We start from the raw sequence: 16306 nt of genomic DNA, 5'->3' as shown, positions 1-16306 counted from the left end.
TTCCCGACGAGAGGGGGCGATCGTCGGCGCTCAGACGCGAGTCGGGTCGCCCACCGCCGCGGTCTGCACCCGGACGATCAGGCGGTCCTCCTTGCCGACGCGGTGATCTGGGCCGACGATGTCGACGACCGTCTCGGTCTCGCGCTCGGCGCACGATGCCCCGACCCAGACCTCGATCGTCCCTGCCTCGACGAGGCGATATCCCTCGCGACCGGTGAACGCGAGCCGCGAGGTCGGAACGGTGAAGGTGACGACGGCCGACTCCCCCGGCTCGAGCGCGATGCGCTGGAACGCGAGCAGTTGCGCGACCGGGCGGGTCACGCTGGCGTACACGTCGTGCGCGTAGAGCTGCACGACATCCGTCCCCGCGCGGGTACCGACGTTGGTCACACGGACGCTCGCCTCGAACTCCCCCTCGGCGGGCACAGCCGTCGGGGTGGTGAGCGCCGAACGCTCGAATCGTGTGTAGGTCAGGCCGTGCCCGAACGGCAGAACGGGAGCGTTGTCTGCGCTCGTGACGGGGCTCGGACCGCCGAGCATCGGATGCAGGTACGAGTACGGCTGCGCCCCCGCCGAACGCGGCAGCGATACGGGCAAGCGTCCCGAGGGCGCGACGCGGCCAGACAGGACACCGGCGAGCGCCGATCCGCCCTCTTCACCGGGGAAGAATGCCTGCACGACCGCGGCCGGCGCATCAGCATCTTCGACAGCCCACGCGAGGGCGTAGGGGCGACCCGTGAGAAGAGTCAGGATGACCGGGGTTCCTGTTGCGGCGACCGCCTCAACGAGCTCACGCTGCACGCCCGGCAGATCCAGCGACTCGACGTCGTTGCCCTCCCCCACCGTGCCACGCCCGAATAGCCCGGCGCGGTCGCCGACGACCACGATCGCAACGTCCGCCGACGCGGCCGCCTCGACCGCCGCCGCGAACCCCGAGCGGTCTTCTCCCTCGACCGCGCATCCGGGGGCGTGCACAATCGACGCATCCGCGAACTCCGTCCGCAGCCGATCGAGGACGCTCGGAATCTCGAACCCGAGAGGCACCCCGGGGTGATGCGCGAGCACGTGATTCGCGAACGAGTAGCACCCCATGAGGGCCTCGGGCGAGTCGGCGTTGGGACCGATGACCGCGATGCGCGACGGTGCCTGTAGGGGCAACGCACCGTCGTTGGTAAGCAGGACGATGGATTCTTCGGCCAGCTGCCGAGCGAGAGCCCGGTGGCGGGGCGAGTCGAGGTCGACGTTCGCGGGAGGCTCATCGAACGTCTCGTCGAGCAACCCGAGTTCGTCCTTTTGGGCCAGCACCCGCAAAACGGCACGGTCGACGAGTCCCTCGTCGGCAAGCCCCGCCCGGATGCGTTCGGCCAGCGGCGCCAGGAACGCGTGCCCGGTCGGGAGCTCGACGTCGATCCCGGCGGCGAGGGCGAGCTCCGCCGCCTGACCGAGATCGGCGGCGATCGCGTGCATCGTGTGCAGGAACGCGACCGAGAAGTAGTCCGAGACCACGACGCCGTCGAATCCCCACTCGTCGCGGAGGATCCCCGTCAGGTAGTCCGGCACTCCTCCGACGGGGAGGCCGTCGATCTCGGCGTACGAGTTCATCACCGATCGCACGCCGCCCTCGCGAACGGCCATTTCGAACGGCGGCAGCAGGACGTCCCGCACCTCGCGCGCCCCGGCGTGCACGGGTGCGTGGTTGCGTCCGGATCTCGACCCGGAATACCCGACGAAGTGCTTCAGCGTCGCGTGCACACCCGCGGACTGCAGGCCGCGCACGTAGGCGGTTCCGAGCAGTCCGACGACGTAGGGATCTTCGGCGATGCATTCATCGACCCGCCCCCACCGGGCGTCGCGGATGACGTCGAGCACGGGCGCGAGTCCCTGATGGATGCCGAGCTCGCGCATCGACCCACCGATCGCCCGACCGACTTCCTCCACGAGGTCCGGATCGAACGAGGCACCCCACGCCAACGGGGTCGGGTACGTGGCAGCCTTCCACGCCGCAAGTCCCGTCAGGCACTCCTCGTGCACGATCGCCGGGATGCCGAGGCGGGTGTTCTCACGCAGATACCGCTGCTGTTCCCACAGCCACTGTGCCCGCTCGACCGGGTCGACCGGGCGGGTGCCGTACACACGGGTGAGGTGGCCGATACCGTCCACGATCGCCTGCTCGTACTGCGCCGCGACCGACATCTCTCCGGCCATCGGCGCGACGGCCTCATCACCCTTGTCGACCCAGAACCCGACCAGTTGCGCGAGCTTCTCCTCGAGCGTCATGCGCGCGAGAAGCTCCCGTACCCGGGCGGAGGCTGCCGGCATATCAACCGTGCTCATCCCTTGACCGCTCCCGTCAGACCGCCGACGATGCGGCGCTCGAAAATGCTGAAGAACAGCAGGGCCGGCAGCATCGAGAGCGCCGTGAACGCCATGACCTTCGCCGTATCGACCGAGTACTGCGACGAGAAGCTCTGCACCCCGAGAGGCAGCGTGAACATCGCGTCGTTGTTCAAGATGAACAGGGGCAGCAGATAGGCGTTCCAACTGCCGATGAACGCCAGGATGCCGGTGGTGATCACGCCGGGCATCGACAGCCGAACGACCATCCGCCAGAAGAACCCCAGCCGGCTGCATCCGTCGATGAATGCGGCCTCCTGGATTTCGTCGGGGATCGCGCGCAGAAACGGCACGAGGATGATGATCGTCACCGGCAGGGCGAATGCGATCTGCGGCAGGATGATCCCCCCGAGCGAGTTCATCAGCCCGAGGCTTCTCACCATGATGTAGAGCGGGGTGATCGCGACGGTCAGCGGGAACATCAGTCCGGCAGCGAACAGGGCATAGAGCACCCCGCGGCCTCGGAATGTGTACCGCGCAAGCACGTAGCTGGCCATGAGCCCGAGCGTCACCGCGCCGACGCTGGTGGCGACCGCGACGATCGTCGAGTTGAGGACCTGCTGCCAGAACACCCCGCCCGCGAGCACATCGAGGTAGTTGTTGACGTTCCACACGGAGGGGAAGCCGGCCGGGTCGGTCGTGATCTCGGAGTTCGAGCGGAAACCGCCGATGATGATGTAGATCACGGGCCCGAGCATGAGTGCGATCACGACCAGCGCGACGAACCAGACGCCGGGGTTGCCGCGCGCTCGGTTGGCAGCGCCGCGGCCGCGTCCGGTTCGGGCGGTCGGACGGGAGACGGTCGGTGCAAGCGTGGCCATCATCGCTTCCCCTCGGTGATCGCACCGGCCGTGTCACGGCGCAGCACGAAGCGTTGATAGATCAGGGCGACGATCAGCGAGATCACGAACAGCACGACCGCCACGGCGTTGCCGTAGCCGAAGTTGCCGGCGTTGCGACCGGTCGCCACCATGTACGTCGCCATCGTCGAGGTGCCCGCGGTCGCAGCCACGTACTGGCCCCAGATGATGTAGACGAGGTCGAACAGCTGCAGAGCGCCGATGATCGACAGGAACGCCCAGATCCGGATGGTCGGGGCGAGCAAGGGAAGCGTGATCGTACGCTGCATCTGCCAGAAGCTGGCGCCGTCGAGCGCGGCCGCCTCGTACAACTCCTCGGGAATGCCCTGGAGCCCCGCGAGGAAGAGGATGACGGCGAACCCGATGTACTTCCAGGTGATGATCACCATCAGCGTCCAGATGGCGATGTCGGGATTCGACAGCCAGTCCTGCTGGAGCGCCCCGAGCCCGAGCTTCTCGAGCATGCCGTTCACGGCGCCGTTGGTCTGGAGCATGAGGCTCCAGCCGGTTCCGACGACGACCTCGGCGATCACATAGGGAACGAAGATCAGCACCCGGATGATCGACTGACCGCGCATCCGTCGGTTCAACAAGAGCGCCAGCAGGATCGCAACGGGTCCCTGCAGAATCAGGGAGAAGACGACGATGAAGCCGTTGTGACCGAGCGCCTCGATGAAGGCCGGGTCCGTCAGGATGTTGACGTAGTTGCGGAACCCGATGAAATCGGTCGCCGGTCCGTATCCGCCCCAGCTGAAGAAGCCGTAGTAGGCGGCCATCAGGACCGGGAAGATGACGAAAGCCAGGAAGACGATCAACGCCGGGCCGACGAGGATCAGGACTTCGAGTCGGCCCGCCCAGCCGAGTCCGCGCGGGCGGGCCCGGCGCGCCGGGGACGGCGGCGGCGTGTTACCGCCCCCGTCCCCGGCCGCGAGATCCGCCGTCGTGGTCTCCGCCTCGAGGGTGTTCTCGCGATGCGGCATGATGCTGAGCCTTAGGCCCGCGCTGCGGCGTCGTTGACGGCCTGAACGATGTCCTCGGGCGAACCGTTGCCCGCGAGCATGTCGACCACGGCGACGTTCAGCGCGTTGCCCACGTTCTGGCCGTAGCTCGTGTCGAGCCACTGCGGGGCGAACGGGGCGGCGTTGTACGCCTCGATGATCTGCTGCAGGTAGGGCTCCGTCACGGCTTCCTGTGCCACGGTGTTGACCGGCGGCGCGTTGAACGCCTTGTAGTAGTTGGTCTGCACCTCGGCGGTGCCCAGGTAGTTCAGGAAGTCAACGCAGGCATCGGGCGCGTCGACCGAGCAGGAGTAACCATCGACCCCGCCCATGATCGCACCGGGCTCACCAGCACCCCCGGGAACCTCGGGGAACGGGAACCAGGCGAGATCGGGCAGCGGCTGCTCGTCGGGCGTGAGGCCGGCGATGACTCCGGGGTTCCAAGCGCCCATGAGCTCCATGGCGGCCTGGCGGTTGGCGATGAGGCCCGCCGAGCTGCCCGCACCCTGCTGGGCCGAGGTGGTCAGGAAGCCCTGGTTGAAGGGCTCGAGCGCGGCGAGCTCCTGCAGGTCTTCGCCCGCCTTGATCCAGCAGTCGTCGCTGAAGTCGAGGTCGTCGGCGGCCGTCTGCAGCGTCTCGGTGCTGCACTCGCGCAGCGCGAACCAGTAGTACCAGTGCGCCGCGGGCCAGGCGTCCTTCGCCCCGAGTGCGATGGGTGCGATACCGGCATCCTGGAGCGCGCCGACCGCTTCGTACAGGTCCTCGATGGTCTCCGGGTTCTCGGTGATACCGGCCTCATCGAACAGGTCCTGGCTGTAGAACAGACCGCCCGGCAGAACCGCGACCGGGAGTGCGTAGATCTTGCCGTCGATCTTGCTCGCGTCGTAGGCGGTCTCGGGGATCTCGTCGACAGCGGCGCCCGAGAGGCCGTCCGTGAGATCCTTCAGCTGCCCGGCCTGCACCATCTCCGCCATCTTGCCGCCGCCACGCTGCAGGAAGATGTCGGGGGCGTCGCCCGAGTTGAGTGCCGTCTGGAGCTTGCCGTCGAGGTCCTCGTTCTGCACCGTCTGGATGTCGATCGTGACGCCGGGGTTGTCGGCCTCGAAATCGGCGGCCGTGGTCTCCCAGAACTCCTGCCCGGGGCCCGTCGTGCTGTTGTGCCAGAGCGTCATGGTGACGTCTCCGTCTTCACCGCCGGATCCGCCGCCGGCACAGCCGCTGAGTGCCAGCGCGCCGATGGCGAGTGCTGCTGATCCCACAAGGATCTTGGAACGCTTCATGTGATTCACCTGTTCTCTTCGTTGAGAGGCATCGACCACGCTGCGCGATGCCCGGATAACGGTTCACCGAGTGTCGCAAGGCGGAACCGAGTCGTCAAACGTTTTCGAAAACAGTTTCCATCTGCGCTACGGTGAGCCCGTGAGCAAGCGAACGACGATCCACGATGTCGCTCGGGCGGCCGGCGTTTCGGTCGCGACCGTGTCGAAGGCGGTCAACGGCCGCTACGGCGTGGCGAGCGCCACGGTCGAGCGCGTCAACGAGGTCGTGCGCGAACTCGGTTACGAATCGAGCCTGGTCGCGAGCAGTATGCGCGCACGCGCGACGGGGGTCGTCGGCGTGCTCGTCGCCGACTTCGAGCCCTTCAGCGCCGAGATCCTCAAGGGGGTGGGGCTCGCCCTGCGTGATTCCCGCTTCGACCTGCTCGCGTACAGCGGTTCCAAGCACGGACAGAGCGAGGGCTGGGAGCGCCGTTCGTTGTCGCGCCTGAGCGGCACGCTGATCGACGCGGCGATCATCGTCACGCCGACCGTCGTGGGCGCATCATCCGAGATCCCCCTCGTTGCTATCGATCCCCACACGGGTCGCGCCGACCTCCCTACGGTCGAGTCAGACAGCCTCGAGGGCGCGCGGATGGCGACGCGCTATCTCGTCGAACTCGGGCACACGCGCATCGGCTTTCTCGCCGGGCGCCCGGACCTGCGCTCCGCCGTGCTGCGCGAATCGGGTTACCGGCTCGCGCTCAGTGAGGCGGGCATCACGTACGACCCCGCCCTGACGCGTGTCGGCATGTACCACCCGCGCACCGCGCGCGACGCCGCGATGGCGCTGCTTCGCATCCCCCGCCCTCCGACGGCGATCTTCGCCGCAAACGACCTCTCGGCCATCGCCATCCTCGAGGTGGCGCATCAGATCGGGCTCGAGGTACCGCGCGATCTCTCGGTCATCGGTTTCGACGACATCCCCGAGGCATCGCAGTTCTCGTCCCCCCTCAGCACGATCCGACAGCCGATGCGCCGGCTGGGCGCCGAGGCCGCGAAGATGCTGGTGCTGCTCCTGAACGGGGATCCCTTGCCCGCCACTCACCTCGTGCTGCCAACCCGTCTCGTGCCGCGCGCGACGACCGCGCCACCCCGGACGGACTCGCCTCAGGCCGACTCGAGTCGCCGCCGGTAGTACGGCCGCAGGATCGGGCGCAGGATGACCCGCGACGGAATCCCGACCGCCCAGACGACCGCTCCCGCGACCGAGCGGTCTCGGGAACCGAGCGCCATGCGCCGCTCCCAGACATCCCGCAACCGTCCGCCGCGACGGAGGCGACCGGGCTTCTCGGGCAGCTCCCCCACACGACGAAGCTCGACCAGCTGAACGAGTTCCGTGACCCAGTCCTCGTCAGCGCAATCGTGGAAGTAGTTGCGGGCGAGCCATTCGTTGGGCGGCAGCCGAAAATCGCGCCGCACCACGTCGTCCTCGGACCCCAGCAGACCGCTCCCGACAAAAACAGTGTTGATCAGGGTGTCGTCGACGCCGAACGTGTCGAGCGCGATGACCGGGATGCCGCGGGCAACCGCCTCGATCGCGGCCGTGGAGCTGACGGTGACGAGACCTTCGGCTGCATCGAGTACCCGGGCCATCGACTCGGTCGAGACGACGAGGTTCGCCGGCAACGACCCCATCCGCCGCAGCAGATCGGGGTAGCTGTGCTTCTGGGCGTGCGTCTGATGCTCGCCCGCGGCGGCACGCTCCTTGACCACGACCCGCGTGTCGGGATTCGCGCGGGCGGTCTCGATCAGCAGCCGAGCAACACGCATCCGCTCGGTGCGCTCGCGCGGGACGATCGCCTGTGACGCGAAGACGAGGTCCGTGCCCCGGTTCACGGTCACTCGCCCGGCCCGCGCGAAGGGCAGCCCCGCCAGCGCGAAGCGTTGGGTCAGACCGCGCTGTCGCGCGAGGGCTGAGAACGCCGCTATTTCGCGCGTCGAATGCAGCACGAACAGATCGCACTGGGTGCGGTGCACCATGGCCGCGGTCGTGGCGGGAATCGAGATGCCGGGCAGGCCCGACACGATCACGGGACGGGGTTCGAGCGCGGCGACGAGGGCTGTGAGCACACGCACGACAGGCCCCCGCGCAGCGACCAGCACCGCATCCGGGGCGAGCTCACCGAGCGCGCTCGCGAGTTCGCCGTACACAATGCGTCGGACCCTCGACGGATCCAACCCACTCCCGTCGAGTGCCGCCGTCTGTTGCGCCGGGCTCACGACCAGCGCGGTCTCGACGATCAGCAGCCGGACATCCGTTCCGGCGGGCAGGGAGCCGAGCAGCGCCGCCGCCCACTTCACGTACGAATCGGTGTCAGCAAGCGCGACGACCCTCAGCGCGGCACCCGTCATGCGACGACGCTCACGTCAGGACGCGTCCCTCATGTCAGGACCCGCCGCAGCTTCGCCATGGGAGCCTCCTCGCCCGGGAAGACCCGCTTGACACCGTCGCCGAGCGCCTGCTCGATGATCCGGATGTCACGGACGAGATGCTGCAGCCCGGCCGGTTCGAGCGAGGCCGCGTGGTCGGATCCCCACATCGTGCGGTCCAGCGTGATGTGACGCTCGATCGCGACGGCGCCGAGCGCGACCGCGGCGACGGAGATCTGCAGCCCGCGTTCGTGGCCCGAATAACCGACCGGAACACCCGGGTAGCGATCGCGGAGGGTCGGGATGACGCGGAGGTTGGCTTCGTCCGGCTCCATCGGATACGTCGACGTGGCGTGCAGCAGCACGAGCCGGTCGGTGCCGAGCACCTCCAGTGCGGCATCGATCTGGGCGATCGTCGACATCCCGGTCGACAGGATGATCGGCTTGCCCGTGTCGCGCAGCGCCTGCAGGAGCGGGAGGTCGGTGAGGCACGCGGAGGCAACCTTGTGGGCGACGACGTTCAGGTCTTCGAGGAACGCGACGCTCGGCACATCCCACGGCGAAGCGAACCAGTCCAGCCCACGCAGCAATGCGTGGTCCGACACCTCGACGTATTGCTCGCGCGTGAACTCGACGCGGTAGCGGTAGTCGAGGTACGTCATCGTGCCCCAGGGCGTCTCGCGCAGCGTGTCGCGCATGTGCACCGGGGTGGAGATCTCGGGGGTGCGCTTCTGGAACTTCACCGCATCCACACCGGCGTCGGCCGCGACGTCGATGAGCTGCTTCGCGATCTCGACGTCGCCGTTGTGGTTCAGTCCGATTTCGGCGATGACGTAGGCGGGCCGTCCGCCGCCGATCACGCGCGATCCGATGCTTACCGTCATGTTCTCTGCCTTTCGGTGGGAATGAGTGATCGCAGAACGCGATCGGAGAGTTCGCGCACCGCGCCGTCTCCCCCCGCCCGCGTGAGCACGATTCGCGCCGCTGCGAGAACGAGCGGGTGCGCGTCGGGTACGGCCACGGGCCAGCCGACGAGGTCCAGGCAGGCCAGGTCGTTGATGTCGTTGCCGACGTAGGCGACCCTCGAGAGCGGCACACCGGTTTCGGCCGCCCACTGGGTCAGAGCCGCCGCCTTGTCGTCGACGCCCTGTCGCACGTCGACTCGGAGCTTCCGGGCACGCGCCGAGACGACCGGGTTCGTCTCGGTCGAGAGGATGAGCACCGGAATTCCGGCGCGTCGAAGCTCGGCGACACCCATGCCATCCGACCGGCTCACACGCACCGTTTCCCGGCCCTCGGCGTCGGTCGTGGCGGTGTCGTCGGTGTGCACACCGTCGAAGTCAGTCACCACGGCCAGAGCATCGATCGACTCGGGCTGACCGCCGATGTCGGGCCGGAGCGGAGCGATCGCGCTCGCCATTACCATCGCCAGGGCCAACTGCTCTTCCGTGTCGATCTCGATGGCAGAGCGCTCGGCGATCTCGACCACACCCACCCGCCCGAAGAACCGGTGGTGTGCCCCGCGGAATCCGAGCGAGCGCATGACGTAGAACGCACCGGTCTCGAGGTAGTGGGGCTCGCGGTCCTGGCGCCTGGGCCGCCGACTCGCGTCGTGGTTGATTCCGCGAGCGGTGCCGGATGCATCCGCCGACCACAAGAATCCGTAGGTCTCGATCGCCGAAAAAACGGAGTCGAAGGATCCGTCCCGCACGAGCCCGATGGCGCGCTCGAGATCCCGAGGATCGATGAAGGGCGACGTCGCCTGCAGGAAGACCAGGACGTCGGCCTCGACACCCGTTGCCGCGAGGGCGTCGAGGGTGTGCAGGAGGGCACTCTCGCTGCTGGCCGTGTCACCGGCGAGCTCGGCCGGGCGGGCGACGATCTGCGCGCCCCACTCCTCGGCCACGGCCGCGATCTCGGCATCGTCGGTCGAGACCACGACCCGATCGATGGATGCGGTCGCCCGGGCTGCGGCGACCGCTCGGCCGATGAGAGGCACTCCCCCGACACGACGCACGTTCTTGCGCGGCACACCCTTCGAGCCCCCGCGCGCCGGGATGATGGCGACGACCTCGCGCCTCGACCGGCTGACAAGCCCGCTCACGACGCCCCGCTCCGCAGCGCGAGAGTGCGGAGCGGGACACTGCGGACGGCGCAGTCCGGCCGCAGCACGAGGGGCAGGGTCGTTGTCGTCGAAGACGGCAACGTCACGATCTCGAGCCGCTCGATCGCGCCCGCCAGCACCATCTCGACGGGAAGCGACTGCCGGTCCAGATGCACCCCCGGAATGGCCGCGACGGCATCGAGCTGGCTTTCGGGTTCGCGTCGGTGCGGCAGGTAGGTGACGGGTGCTCGGGATGCCTCGACCCGAACCCACTCGAGATATTCCGCGAGCGGCATCCGTCCGTCCGTTGGGCGAGCGCTGCCGAGCAGGACGCGTCCGGCGGTCGTCGTGACGAAGGCACGCGCGGTGCGGCGCGTCCATTCGAAGGCGTGGCGAGCGACCCGGTAGCCGCGCTCCTCGAGTTCACGTGAGCGTGGCTCACCGAAGTCGAAGGCAGTGAAGAAGTCGACCTGCCCGGCTCGGGCGCGACCCGCGATCCGGTCGAGCGCGAACGGAGCGACCCGGGCGCCGAGGCCGCGTTCGGGAACACCGGGTCGAGCGAAGGGTCGTCGACCCACGAGCGTGTCGGCGAACGCGACGGCGTTGGCACCGTCATCGAGGAACGTGATGCGCTGCGGACGCAGCACGCTCGCGGCGAGGCGGAACTGACCCGAGAATCCGTCGCCGACGAGCCAGTGCTTGTGTCTCGCCAGCAGGTTCCAGGGGATGCCGAGGTAGGGCGAGCATTGCCCGAACAGGGCGCCCCGCGCGATCAGCTCATCAGCCGTCTCGGGCATCTGCCGCGTCAGGCGTCCCGCAATCGGCACACGGCGCCGATGTACCGCCGCCCATTCGGCTGCGCCGACCAGTTGCAGCGGGGATTCAACCCAGGCCACCACCGGCATCGGTTCCGGACTCATTCCCGCCTCCACTCCGTTGCGCGTTCGGACGGAGATTTCACGTTGCGGTGTCAACGTGAACGACGGGCACCACTCACATGAAGCGCATCGATCGCCGATGTGAACTCTCGGGACCGGCGGGTCACCGCACAGCAGATTCCGCTTTCGGATGTCGCGGGCCTCGTCGCGCGCGGGGAAGCGGTCGGCGGCGACGAGGCCGAACGCCTCGAGGCCGAGCGAATCGAAGCCGCGCGCCGCGCCTGAAGCGCGACCCGAGCCTCAGTTCGCCTTCGGCGGACGCCCAGCCCGCGGAGCCGGTGTTCTGCGGCTTGTTGCCGGCGCCGTCCACGGCGGAACTCACGCTGCTCATGCCACGTGGTTACGGACGCCGCCCGGCTCCCAATCCGTCACGATGACCGCGAAACCGTCGTATGAGCTATTCGCCCGAGGTGTCCTCGCGCTTCATGCGCTCGCGCGTGCCGCCCGCCACGGTCGTCCCGACGCTCGTCGGCTCGTGGATCGAGCCGGTCGTCGCGGGAACGGAATCGCCCTGGGCGGACTCGCTATCGATGATCTTCGCGGACACGCGCTTCGTCAGGTCGGGAGCCAGCCGATGCGAGACGCCCGCGCCGCGGGCTTTCCAGCCGACGGGCTGACGTTCGCGGGAATTCGCACAGGCCTGGACGATCGCGTCGACGACCTCTGCCGGGTCATCCATCGCGGCCATGCGAGCGGTGCGTCCGGTGTAGTTCGCGGCGTGGTCCCACCAGGGCGTGTCGATGGCCCACGGCATGACCGTACCGACCTCTATGGTGTCGGAGTGCCCCGCAAGGCGAAGCTCCTCGTTGAGCGAGCGGCTCAGGCTGAGCCCTGATCCACCGATGAAAGGGGTGTGGGGGCGGCGTGTTAATGCCGAAATGTCCTTCTGACGCGGGAAAATACTGGTGATTGAAGCCGTATTGACCCTGGCCGGAAGGACATCTCGTAGGTGAAAGCATCTCACAGGATCACGCCGGTGTTCGATGACCCGAATCTGGTGTCGCATGCCGGCTTGCTGCCGGTGCTCGCACTGGCCGAACGGGCCGGGCTGTCCGAGCTGCTGGCTGAGCACTGGACGGTGCCCTCGCCGAACCGGGTGATCAAGGCGCGGACCGTGATCGGCGGGATGCTGGCCGGGGCGGACAGCATCGACGATCTGAACGTGCTGCGCGCCGGGTCGATGGCCCGGCTGATCGGGCAGGTGCGGGCACCATCGACGATGGGCACCTTCCTGCGGAACTTCACCCACGGCCACGTCCTCCAGCTCGCCGCGGTGAACCGGCGGCTGCTGACCTCGCTGGCCGCCCTGGTCCCGGGGCTGGTCGGGTCGGGCGGGCCGGTGCTGGTGGACATGGACGACACCATCCGCGAGTTGCACGGGTATCAGCAGCAGGGCGCCGCGTTCGGGTACTCCAAGGTGAAGGGCCTGAACGCCCTCGCGGTCACGATCTCCACCGATTCCAGCGCACCGGTGGTCGGGGAGTTCTCACTGCGCCGCGGGAACGTCAAAAGCGGCGACAACGCCGCCTGGCACCTCGCCCGAGCGCTGGGCACCGTCGAATCTGTCGCACCGGGACGGGACGTGCTGGTCCGCGGCGATTCGGCGTTCTGCACGTTCGAGAACGTGCAGCAGACGATCCGCTCGGGAGCATGGTTCTCGTTCACGATCCCGCACTGGCCGACCGTGACCCGCGCGATCGCAAGCATCGCCGAGGACGCGTGGATACCGATCAGCTACCCGCACGCGATCCCGGACCCCGACACCGGAGAACTGATCAGCGACGCCGAAGTCGCCGAAGTCTCGTTCACCGCGTTCACCTCACGCCGCAAGGACGAGCAGGTCACCTGCCGGCTGATCGTCCGCCGCGTGAAACGGCTGAACCAGCACGCCCGGCATGGGCAGGACACCCTGTTCGACACCTGGCGGTATCACGCGTTCATCACCAACAGCACCCTGACCGCGGTCGACGCCGACGCCCGTCACCGCGGCCACGCGATCATCGAGCAGGTCATCGCCGAACTCAAAAACGGACCCCTCGCCCACCTGCCCTCCGGGAGCTTCCCCGCCAACGCGGCATGGCTCGGCTTCGCCGTCCTCGCGTTCAACATCTCCCGAGCCGCCGCCCACGCCGCCGGCACCAGCACCGCACGGATGAGCACCATCCTGCGAACCCTCACCGCGGTGCCCGGCAGGGTCGCATCCACCGGCAGGCGTCTGATCCTGCACCTCCCCAAGCGATGGCCCTGGCAGCAGGCATGGGCTCGGCTCTGGGAACTCGCGACGGGGACCTCCCCACCCGCGAACGCCTCCGCCTGACAACCCCAGCCCACCACGGGCGCGACCGGAACCCAAGTGGAACGAACGGGATCACGAGGCCCGCCACTCACACACGCCCCACGGCCACCAGCAGGCCAGGAATCCAGTCACACGCCGATACTCCACCCAATCGGTGGATCAGGGCTGAGAACGGCGGCCTTGGATGCCGCGTAGCTCGACTGGTACGCGAGCGGTACTTCGCTTTCCACCGACCCGATGTTGACGAGCACGCCGGCGCCGCGGTCGAGGAAGTGCCGGAGGGCCACATGCGCCCCGTTCATCAGGCCGGTGACGTTGACGTCGATGACGCGGGCGTGGTCCTCTATCGGGACGTCCCAGAAGAAGCCCAGCGCTCCGATACCGACGTTGTTGATCCACACGTCGAACCCGCCGAACCGCTCGATCGCGACGGCCGAGATGCGGCGGATGTCGTCGATCGAACTGACATCCGCTGCGACTGCGACCGCGGTGCCGCCGTTCGCCGTGATCTCGGTCACGAGTTCGTCGAGCACGTCGCCCCGTCGCGCGGCGACGACGACCCGAGCGCCGGATTCTGCCAGTCGCAGCGCCGTCCCCCTCCCGAGTCCGCTGGTGGCGCCGGTGACGACAATGGTCTTGCCGGCGATGTCTGCGTCACGCGAGCTCATGCAGCATTCCTTTCCCGGATTCCGCGCCGGACGATGACACATCGCGCCCAGCGCAGGGGTGGGAAGTCCTGCGGCATGTGACGGCCGACGGTGTACAGGCCACGCCAGATTCTGACGACGAACAGCCGGATGCTCCGGAAGGGTCGGATGGCGATAGTCATGTCGAGCCCGGGCTGATACCGGATACGGTGCTCCCGCCCCAGGTGGTACGCCAGATCAAAGTCGTCGTGCACACGCTGGTCGTGCCGATGGACCGAATCTCGCACTGCGCGCCATGCTTCCGCGCGCATCGCGAAGTTCGACCCGAAAAGGGCGGGATGCCCGAGCGCGGGCGCCGAGGCTGCCTGGTACGCGGCGAGGTACGACCAGGCCAAAGGACCTCGCAGCCAGGTCGGTCCATCCGCGAAGCGCGCTCCGCCGGTCACGGCATCGATATCCGGACGCCGGTGAAAGGTGTCGCGGATCTGCGCTGTCCACGACTCCGCGGGAATCCCATCGGCGTCGAGCCGCGCGATGATGTCCCCGCTGGCCGCGTCGTACCCGGCCGCACTCGCCGCGGGGATGCCCGGCTCGGCGCACCTCACAACCGTCGCGCCGTGTGCGGCCGCGATGACCGCGCTGTCGTCGTGCGAACCGTTGTCGACCACGATGATCTCGTCCGCGAGGTCGGTCTGCCGCGCGAGCGCGAACAGGCACGCATCGAGCTCGGCGGCATCGTCCTTGACGGGCACCACGACGCTCAGGGTCGGGCGCGGGAGAGCCTGGCGCGCGGGGGTTTGGCGCACAGGGATCGATCGCGCCTCGGAGTGCATGCTCCCGACGCTATGCGCCGGATGCGCCCCGCGCAGGGTCTTGACTACCAGGCGCCGGGCGCGTAGTCCTTCAAGAAAACACCGAACAGGTCCTCGCCCGCCTCGCCGCGGACGATCGGGTCGTACACGCGGGCCGCACCGTCGACCAGGTCGAGGGGTGCGTGGAACCCCTCTTCTGCGAGGCGCACCTTTGTCGGGTGCGGTCGCTCATCCGTGATCCATCCGGTGTCGACGCTCGTCATGAGGATCCCGTCCGTCTCGAACATCTCGCGGGCGCTGGTGCGCGTCAGCATGTTGACGGCGGCCTTGGCCATGTTGGTGTGCGGATGCCCGGGACCCTTGTACCCGCGGCCGAACACGCCCTCCATGGCGCTGACGTTCACGATGTAGGTGCGGGGCGACGGGCTCGCGGCGAGCGCGGGCCGCAGCCGCGAGACGAGCAGGAACGGGGCGGTCGTGTTGGCGAGCTGGACCTCGAGCATCTCGAGCGGGTCGACCTGGTCGACGCGCTGCGTCCACGAGTTGATGTGATCGAGGTCCGGCACGAGCCCGCCCGCATCGATCGCCGTGCCCGCCGCAAGACGGTCCAGCGAGCTGGACCCCGCGGCCATCGCCTGCTCGGTCAGCTCATCGGCACGCGAGGCCGCGGCGGCGAGGATCGGGTGCGCGGTCACCGAACGCTCGAGGGCTTGCGGGTGCGGGTCGTTCGTGTGCCCGAACGTGATCAGCTCGGGCAGCGGACCATCCGGCAGCGGCGCGAGCTCGGCGTCGACGAGCGGCTGGTACGCACCCGGCGAGCGCCGCACGGTTTGGGTGGCATTGTTGATCAGGATGTCGAGGGTGCCGGCCGCGGCCACGTCGTCCGCGAGCCCGATGACCTGGGCCGGATCACGCAGGTCGATGCCGACGATCTTCAGCCGATCGATCCACTCGGACGAGTCGGGCAGGCTGCTGAAGCGCCGCACGGCATCGCGGGGGAAGCGCGTCGTGATCGTCGTGTGGGCACCATCCCGCAGCAGGCGCAGGGCGATGTACATGCCGATCTTCGCGCGGCCGCCCGTGAGCAGGGCGCGCTTGCCGGTGAGGTCGGTGCGGGCGTCGCGCTTGGCGTGGCTCATGGCCGCGCAATCGGGGCAGAGCTGGTGGTAGAAGGCATCCACCAGCGTGTACGGCTGCTTGCAGATGTAGCAGCCGCGCGCCTTCAGCAGCGTGCCCGCCGTGGGTGCCATGGTCGCCGTGCTGATCGGGATGCCGCGGGTCTCGTCGTCGATCCGGTCGGGCGCGCCCGTCGCGGTGGCCGCGACGACCTCACGGTCGGCTTGAGCGATCGCATCGCGGATCTCGCGACGACGGACCTTCTTAACGGCCTTGAACATCGCCGCGGTCGCCTGGCGGACCGCCACGTAATCCGGATGTGTCTGATCGACGTCCGACATCCCGGCGAGAATCTTCAGCGTGATCGCGAGTTCTGCGGGGTCGATGCCGCTCGGCGTTTCGCCGACGCCGGGCAGCTCGGGCGTCGCAGGAGTCTCGTCGGGCACACGCGA

15 protein-coding genes are annotated in these 16306 nt (G+C 68.4%); 3 read left to right on the top strand and 12 right to left on the bottom strand.

Translation table 11 applies throughout. The features are described 5' to 3' along the window. Window positions 1-30: 30 nt before the first annotated feature. From ACXZ1E_RS11740 to ACXZ1E_RS11725, 4 genes are read right to left on the bottom strand one after another with little or no spacing between them, the layout of a single operon-like run. On the bottom strand, window positions 31-2334 hold the full coding sequence (locus tag ACXZ1E_RS11740; protein ID WP_458040671.1) for a beta-xylosidase/alpha-l-arabinosidase: 2304 nt from the start codon (window positions 2332-2334) through the stop codon (window positions 31-33). After that, window positions 2331-3218 (bottom strand): carbohydrate ABC transporter permease, encoded by an 888-nt coding sequence (locus tag ACXZ1E_RS11735; RefSeq protein ID WP_458040670.1) that lies wholly within the window; start codon window positions 3216-3218, stop codon window positions 2331-2333. Before ACXZ1E_RS11735 ends, ACXZ1E_RS11740 begins: the two co-directional genes overlap by 4 nt. Further along, window positions 3215-4234: a carbohydrate ABC transporter permease gene (locus tag ACXZ1E_RS11730; protein ID WP_458040669.1), complete on the bottom strand. Its 1020-nt coding sequence runs from the start codon at window positions 4232-4234 to the stop codon at window positions 3215-3217. Before ACXZ1E_RS11730 ends, ACXZ1E_RS11735 begins: the two co-directional genes overlap by 4 nt. Window positions 4235-4245: 11 nt before the next feature. Continuing rightward, window positions 4246-5532 carry an ABC transporter substrate-binding protein gene (locus tag ACXZ1E_RS11725; protein ID WP_458040668.1) on the bottom strand — a complete coding sequence of 429 codons (1287 nt, stop codon included), beginning with the start codon at window positions 5530-5532 and terminating at the stop codon, window positions 4246-4248. A 139-nt stretch (window positions 5533-5671) separates the two neighbouring features. Between ACXZ1E_RS11725 and ACXZ1E_RS11720 the strand changes: the two genes are divergently transcribed. Next, entirely contained in the window at window positions 5672-6706 is a 1035-nt protein-coding gene (locus ACXZ1E_RS11720) for a LacI family DNA-binding transcriptional regulator (RefSeq protein WP_458040667.1), read from the top strand. Here the strand turns inward: ACXZ1E_RS11720 and ACXZ1E_RS11715 are convergent. From ACXZ1E_RS11715 to ACXZ1E_RS11700, 4 genes are read right to left on the bottom strand one after another with little or no spacing between them, the layout of a single operon-like run. Continuing rightward, on the bottom strand, window positions 6679-7923 hold the full coding sequence (locus tag ACXZ1E_RS11715) for a DUF6716 putative glycosyltransferase (RefSeq protein WP_458040666.1): 1245 nt from the start codon (window positions 7921-7923) through the stop codon (window positions 6679-6681). The two genes, ACXZ1E_RS11720 and ACXZ1E_RS11715, sit on opposite strands and share 28 nt — an antisense overlap. A 29-nt stretch (window positions 7924-7952) precedes the next feature. After that, window positions 7953-8825 carry an N-acetylneuraminate synthase family protein gene (locus ACXZ1E_RS11710; protein ID WP_458040665.1) on the bottom strand — a complete coding sequence of 291 codons (873 nt, stop codon included), beginning with the start codon at window positions 8823-8825 and terminating at the stop codon, window positions 7953-7955. Beyond that, complete coding sequence (locus ACXZ1E_RS11705; RefSeq protein ID WP_458040664.1) at window positions 8822-10045, bottom strand: cytidylyltransferase domain-containing protein; 1224 nt, start codon at window positions 10043-10045, stop codon at window positions 8822-8824. Before ACXZ1E_RS11705 ends, ACXZ1E_RS11710 begins: the two co-directional genes overlap by 4 nt. Beyond that, window positions 10042-10965 (bottom strand): hypothetical protein, encoded by a 924-nt coding sequence (locus ACXZ1E_RS11700; RefSeq protein WP_458040663.1) that lies wholly within the window; start codon window positions 10963-10965, stop codon window positions 10042-10044. The genes ACXZ1E_RS11705 and ACXZ1E_RS11700 overlap by 4 nt, the downstream gene beginning before the upstream one ends. A gap of 99 nt (window positions 10966-11064) precedes the next feature. Between ACXZ1E_RS11700 and ACXZ1E_RS11695 the strand changes: the two genes are divergently transcribed. Further along, a complete protein-coding gene (locus ACXZ1E_RS11695; protein WP_458040662.1) occupies window positions 11065-11208 on the top strand; it encodes a hypothetical protein in 144 nt (47 codons plus the stop codon). A gap of 172 nt (window positions 11209-11380) precedes the next feature. Here the strand turns inward: ACXZ1E_RS11695 and ACXZ1E_RS11690 are convergent, their stop codons facing one another. Beyond that, window positions 11381-11737 (bottom strand): hypothetical protein, encoded by a 357-nt coding sequence (locus ACXZ1E_RS11690; RefSeq protein WP_458040661.1) that lies wholly within the window; start codon window positions 11735-11737, stop codon window positions 11381-11383. A gap of 195 nt (window positions 11738-11932) precedes the next feature. On the opposite strand from ACXZ1E_RS11690, the gene ACXZ1E_RS11685 reads away from it, so the two are divergent. Next, complete coding sequence (locus tag ACXZ1E_RS11685) at window positions 11933-13300, top strand: IS1380 family transposase (RefSeq protein ID WP_458040660.1); 1368 nt, start codon at window positions 11933-11935, stop codon at window positions 13298-13300. A 107-nt stretch (window positions 13301-13407) separates the two neighbouring features. On the opposite strand, the gene ACXZ1E_RS11680 is transcribed toward ACXZ1E_RS11685, so the two are convergent. The 3 genes from ACXZ1E_RS11680 to ACXZ1E_RS11670 are packed head-to-tail and all read right to left on the bottom strand — an operon-like array spanning window position 13408 to window position 16300. Next, entirely contained in the window at window positions 13408-13947 is a 540-nt protein-coding gene (locus ACXZ1E_RS11680; RefSeq protein ID WP_458040659.1) for an SDR family NAD(P)-dependent oxidoreductase, read from the bottom strand. Next, complete coding sequence (locus tag ACXZ1E_RS11675) at window positions 13944-14759, bottom strand: glycosyltransferase family A protein (protein WP_458040658.1); 816 nt, start codon at window positions 14757-14759, stop codon at window positions 13944-13946. The genes ACXZ1E_RS11680 and ACXZ1E_RS11675 overlap by 4 nt, the downstream gene beginning before the upstream one ends. A 44-nt stretch (window positions 14760-14803) precedes the next feature. After that, window positions 14804-16300 (bottom strand): SDR family NAD(P)-dependent oxidoreductase, encoded by a 1497-nt coding sequence (locus ACXZ1E_RS11670; RefSeq protein ID WP_458040657.1) that lies wholly within the window; start codon window positions 16298-16300, stop codon window positions 14804-14806. Window positions 16301-16306: the final 6 nt, after the last annotated feature.

The organism is Pacificispira sp. HM-600 (assembly GCF_977993705.1).
Note: the sequence above shows the minus strand (reverse complement) of the source record. Positions and strands in the feature narration are given on the sequence as shown.

Bases quoted from the DNA above. Each gene is read 5' to 3' on its own strand.
- ACXZ1E_RS11740 (WP_458040671.1), bottom strand. From the start codon at position 2,334: ATGAGCACGGTTGATATGCCGGCAGCCTCCGCCCGGGTACGGGAGCTT.
- ACXZ1E_RS11735 (WP_458040670.1), bottom strand. From the start codon at position 3,218: ATGATGGCCACGCTTGCACCGACCGTCTCCCGTCCGACCGCCCGAACC.
- ACXZ1E_RS11730 (WP_458040669.1), bottom strand. From the start codon at position 4,234: ATGCCGCATCGCGAGAACACCCTCGAGGCGGAGACCACGACGGCGGAT.
- ACXZ1E_RS11725 (WP_458040668.1), bottom strand. From the start codon at position 5,532: ATGAAGCGTTCCAAGATCCTTGTGGGATCAGCAGCACTCGCCATCGGC.
- ACXZ1E_RS11715 (WP_458040666.1), bottom strand. From the start codon at position 7,923: ATGACGGGTGCCGCGCTGAGGGTCGTCGCGCTTGCTGACACCGATTCG.
- ACXZ1E_RS11710 (WP_458040665.1), bottom strand. From the start codon at position 8,825: ATGACGGTAAGCATCGGATCGCGCGTGATCGGCGGCGGACGGCCCGCC.
- ACXZ1E_RS11700 (WP_458040663.1), bottom strand. From the start codon at position 10,965: ATGAGTCCGGAACCGATGCCGGTGGTGGCCTGGGTTGAATCCCCGCTG.
- ACXZ1E_RS11690 (WP_458040661.1), bottom strand. From the start codon at position 11,737: ATGCCGTGGGCCATCGACACGCCCTGGTGGGACCACGCCGCGAACTAC.
- ACXZ1E_RS11680 (WP_458040659.1), bottom strand. From the start codon at position 13,947: ATGAGCTCGCGTGACGCAGACATCGCCGGCAAGACCATTGTCGTCACC.
- ACXZ1E_RS11675 (WP_458040658.1), bottom strand. From the start codon at position 14,759: ATGCACTCCGAGGCGCGATCGATCCCTGTGCGCCAAACCCCCGCGCGC.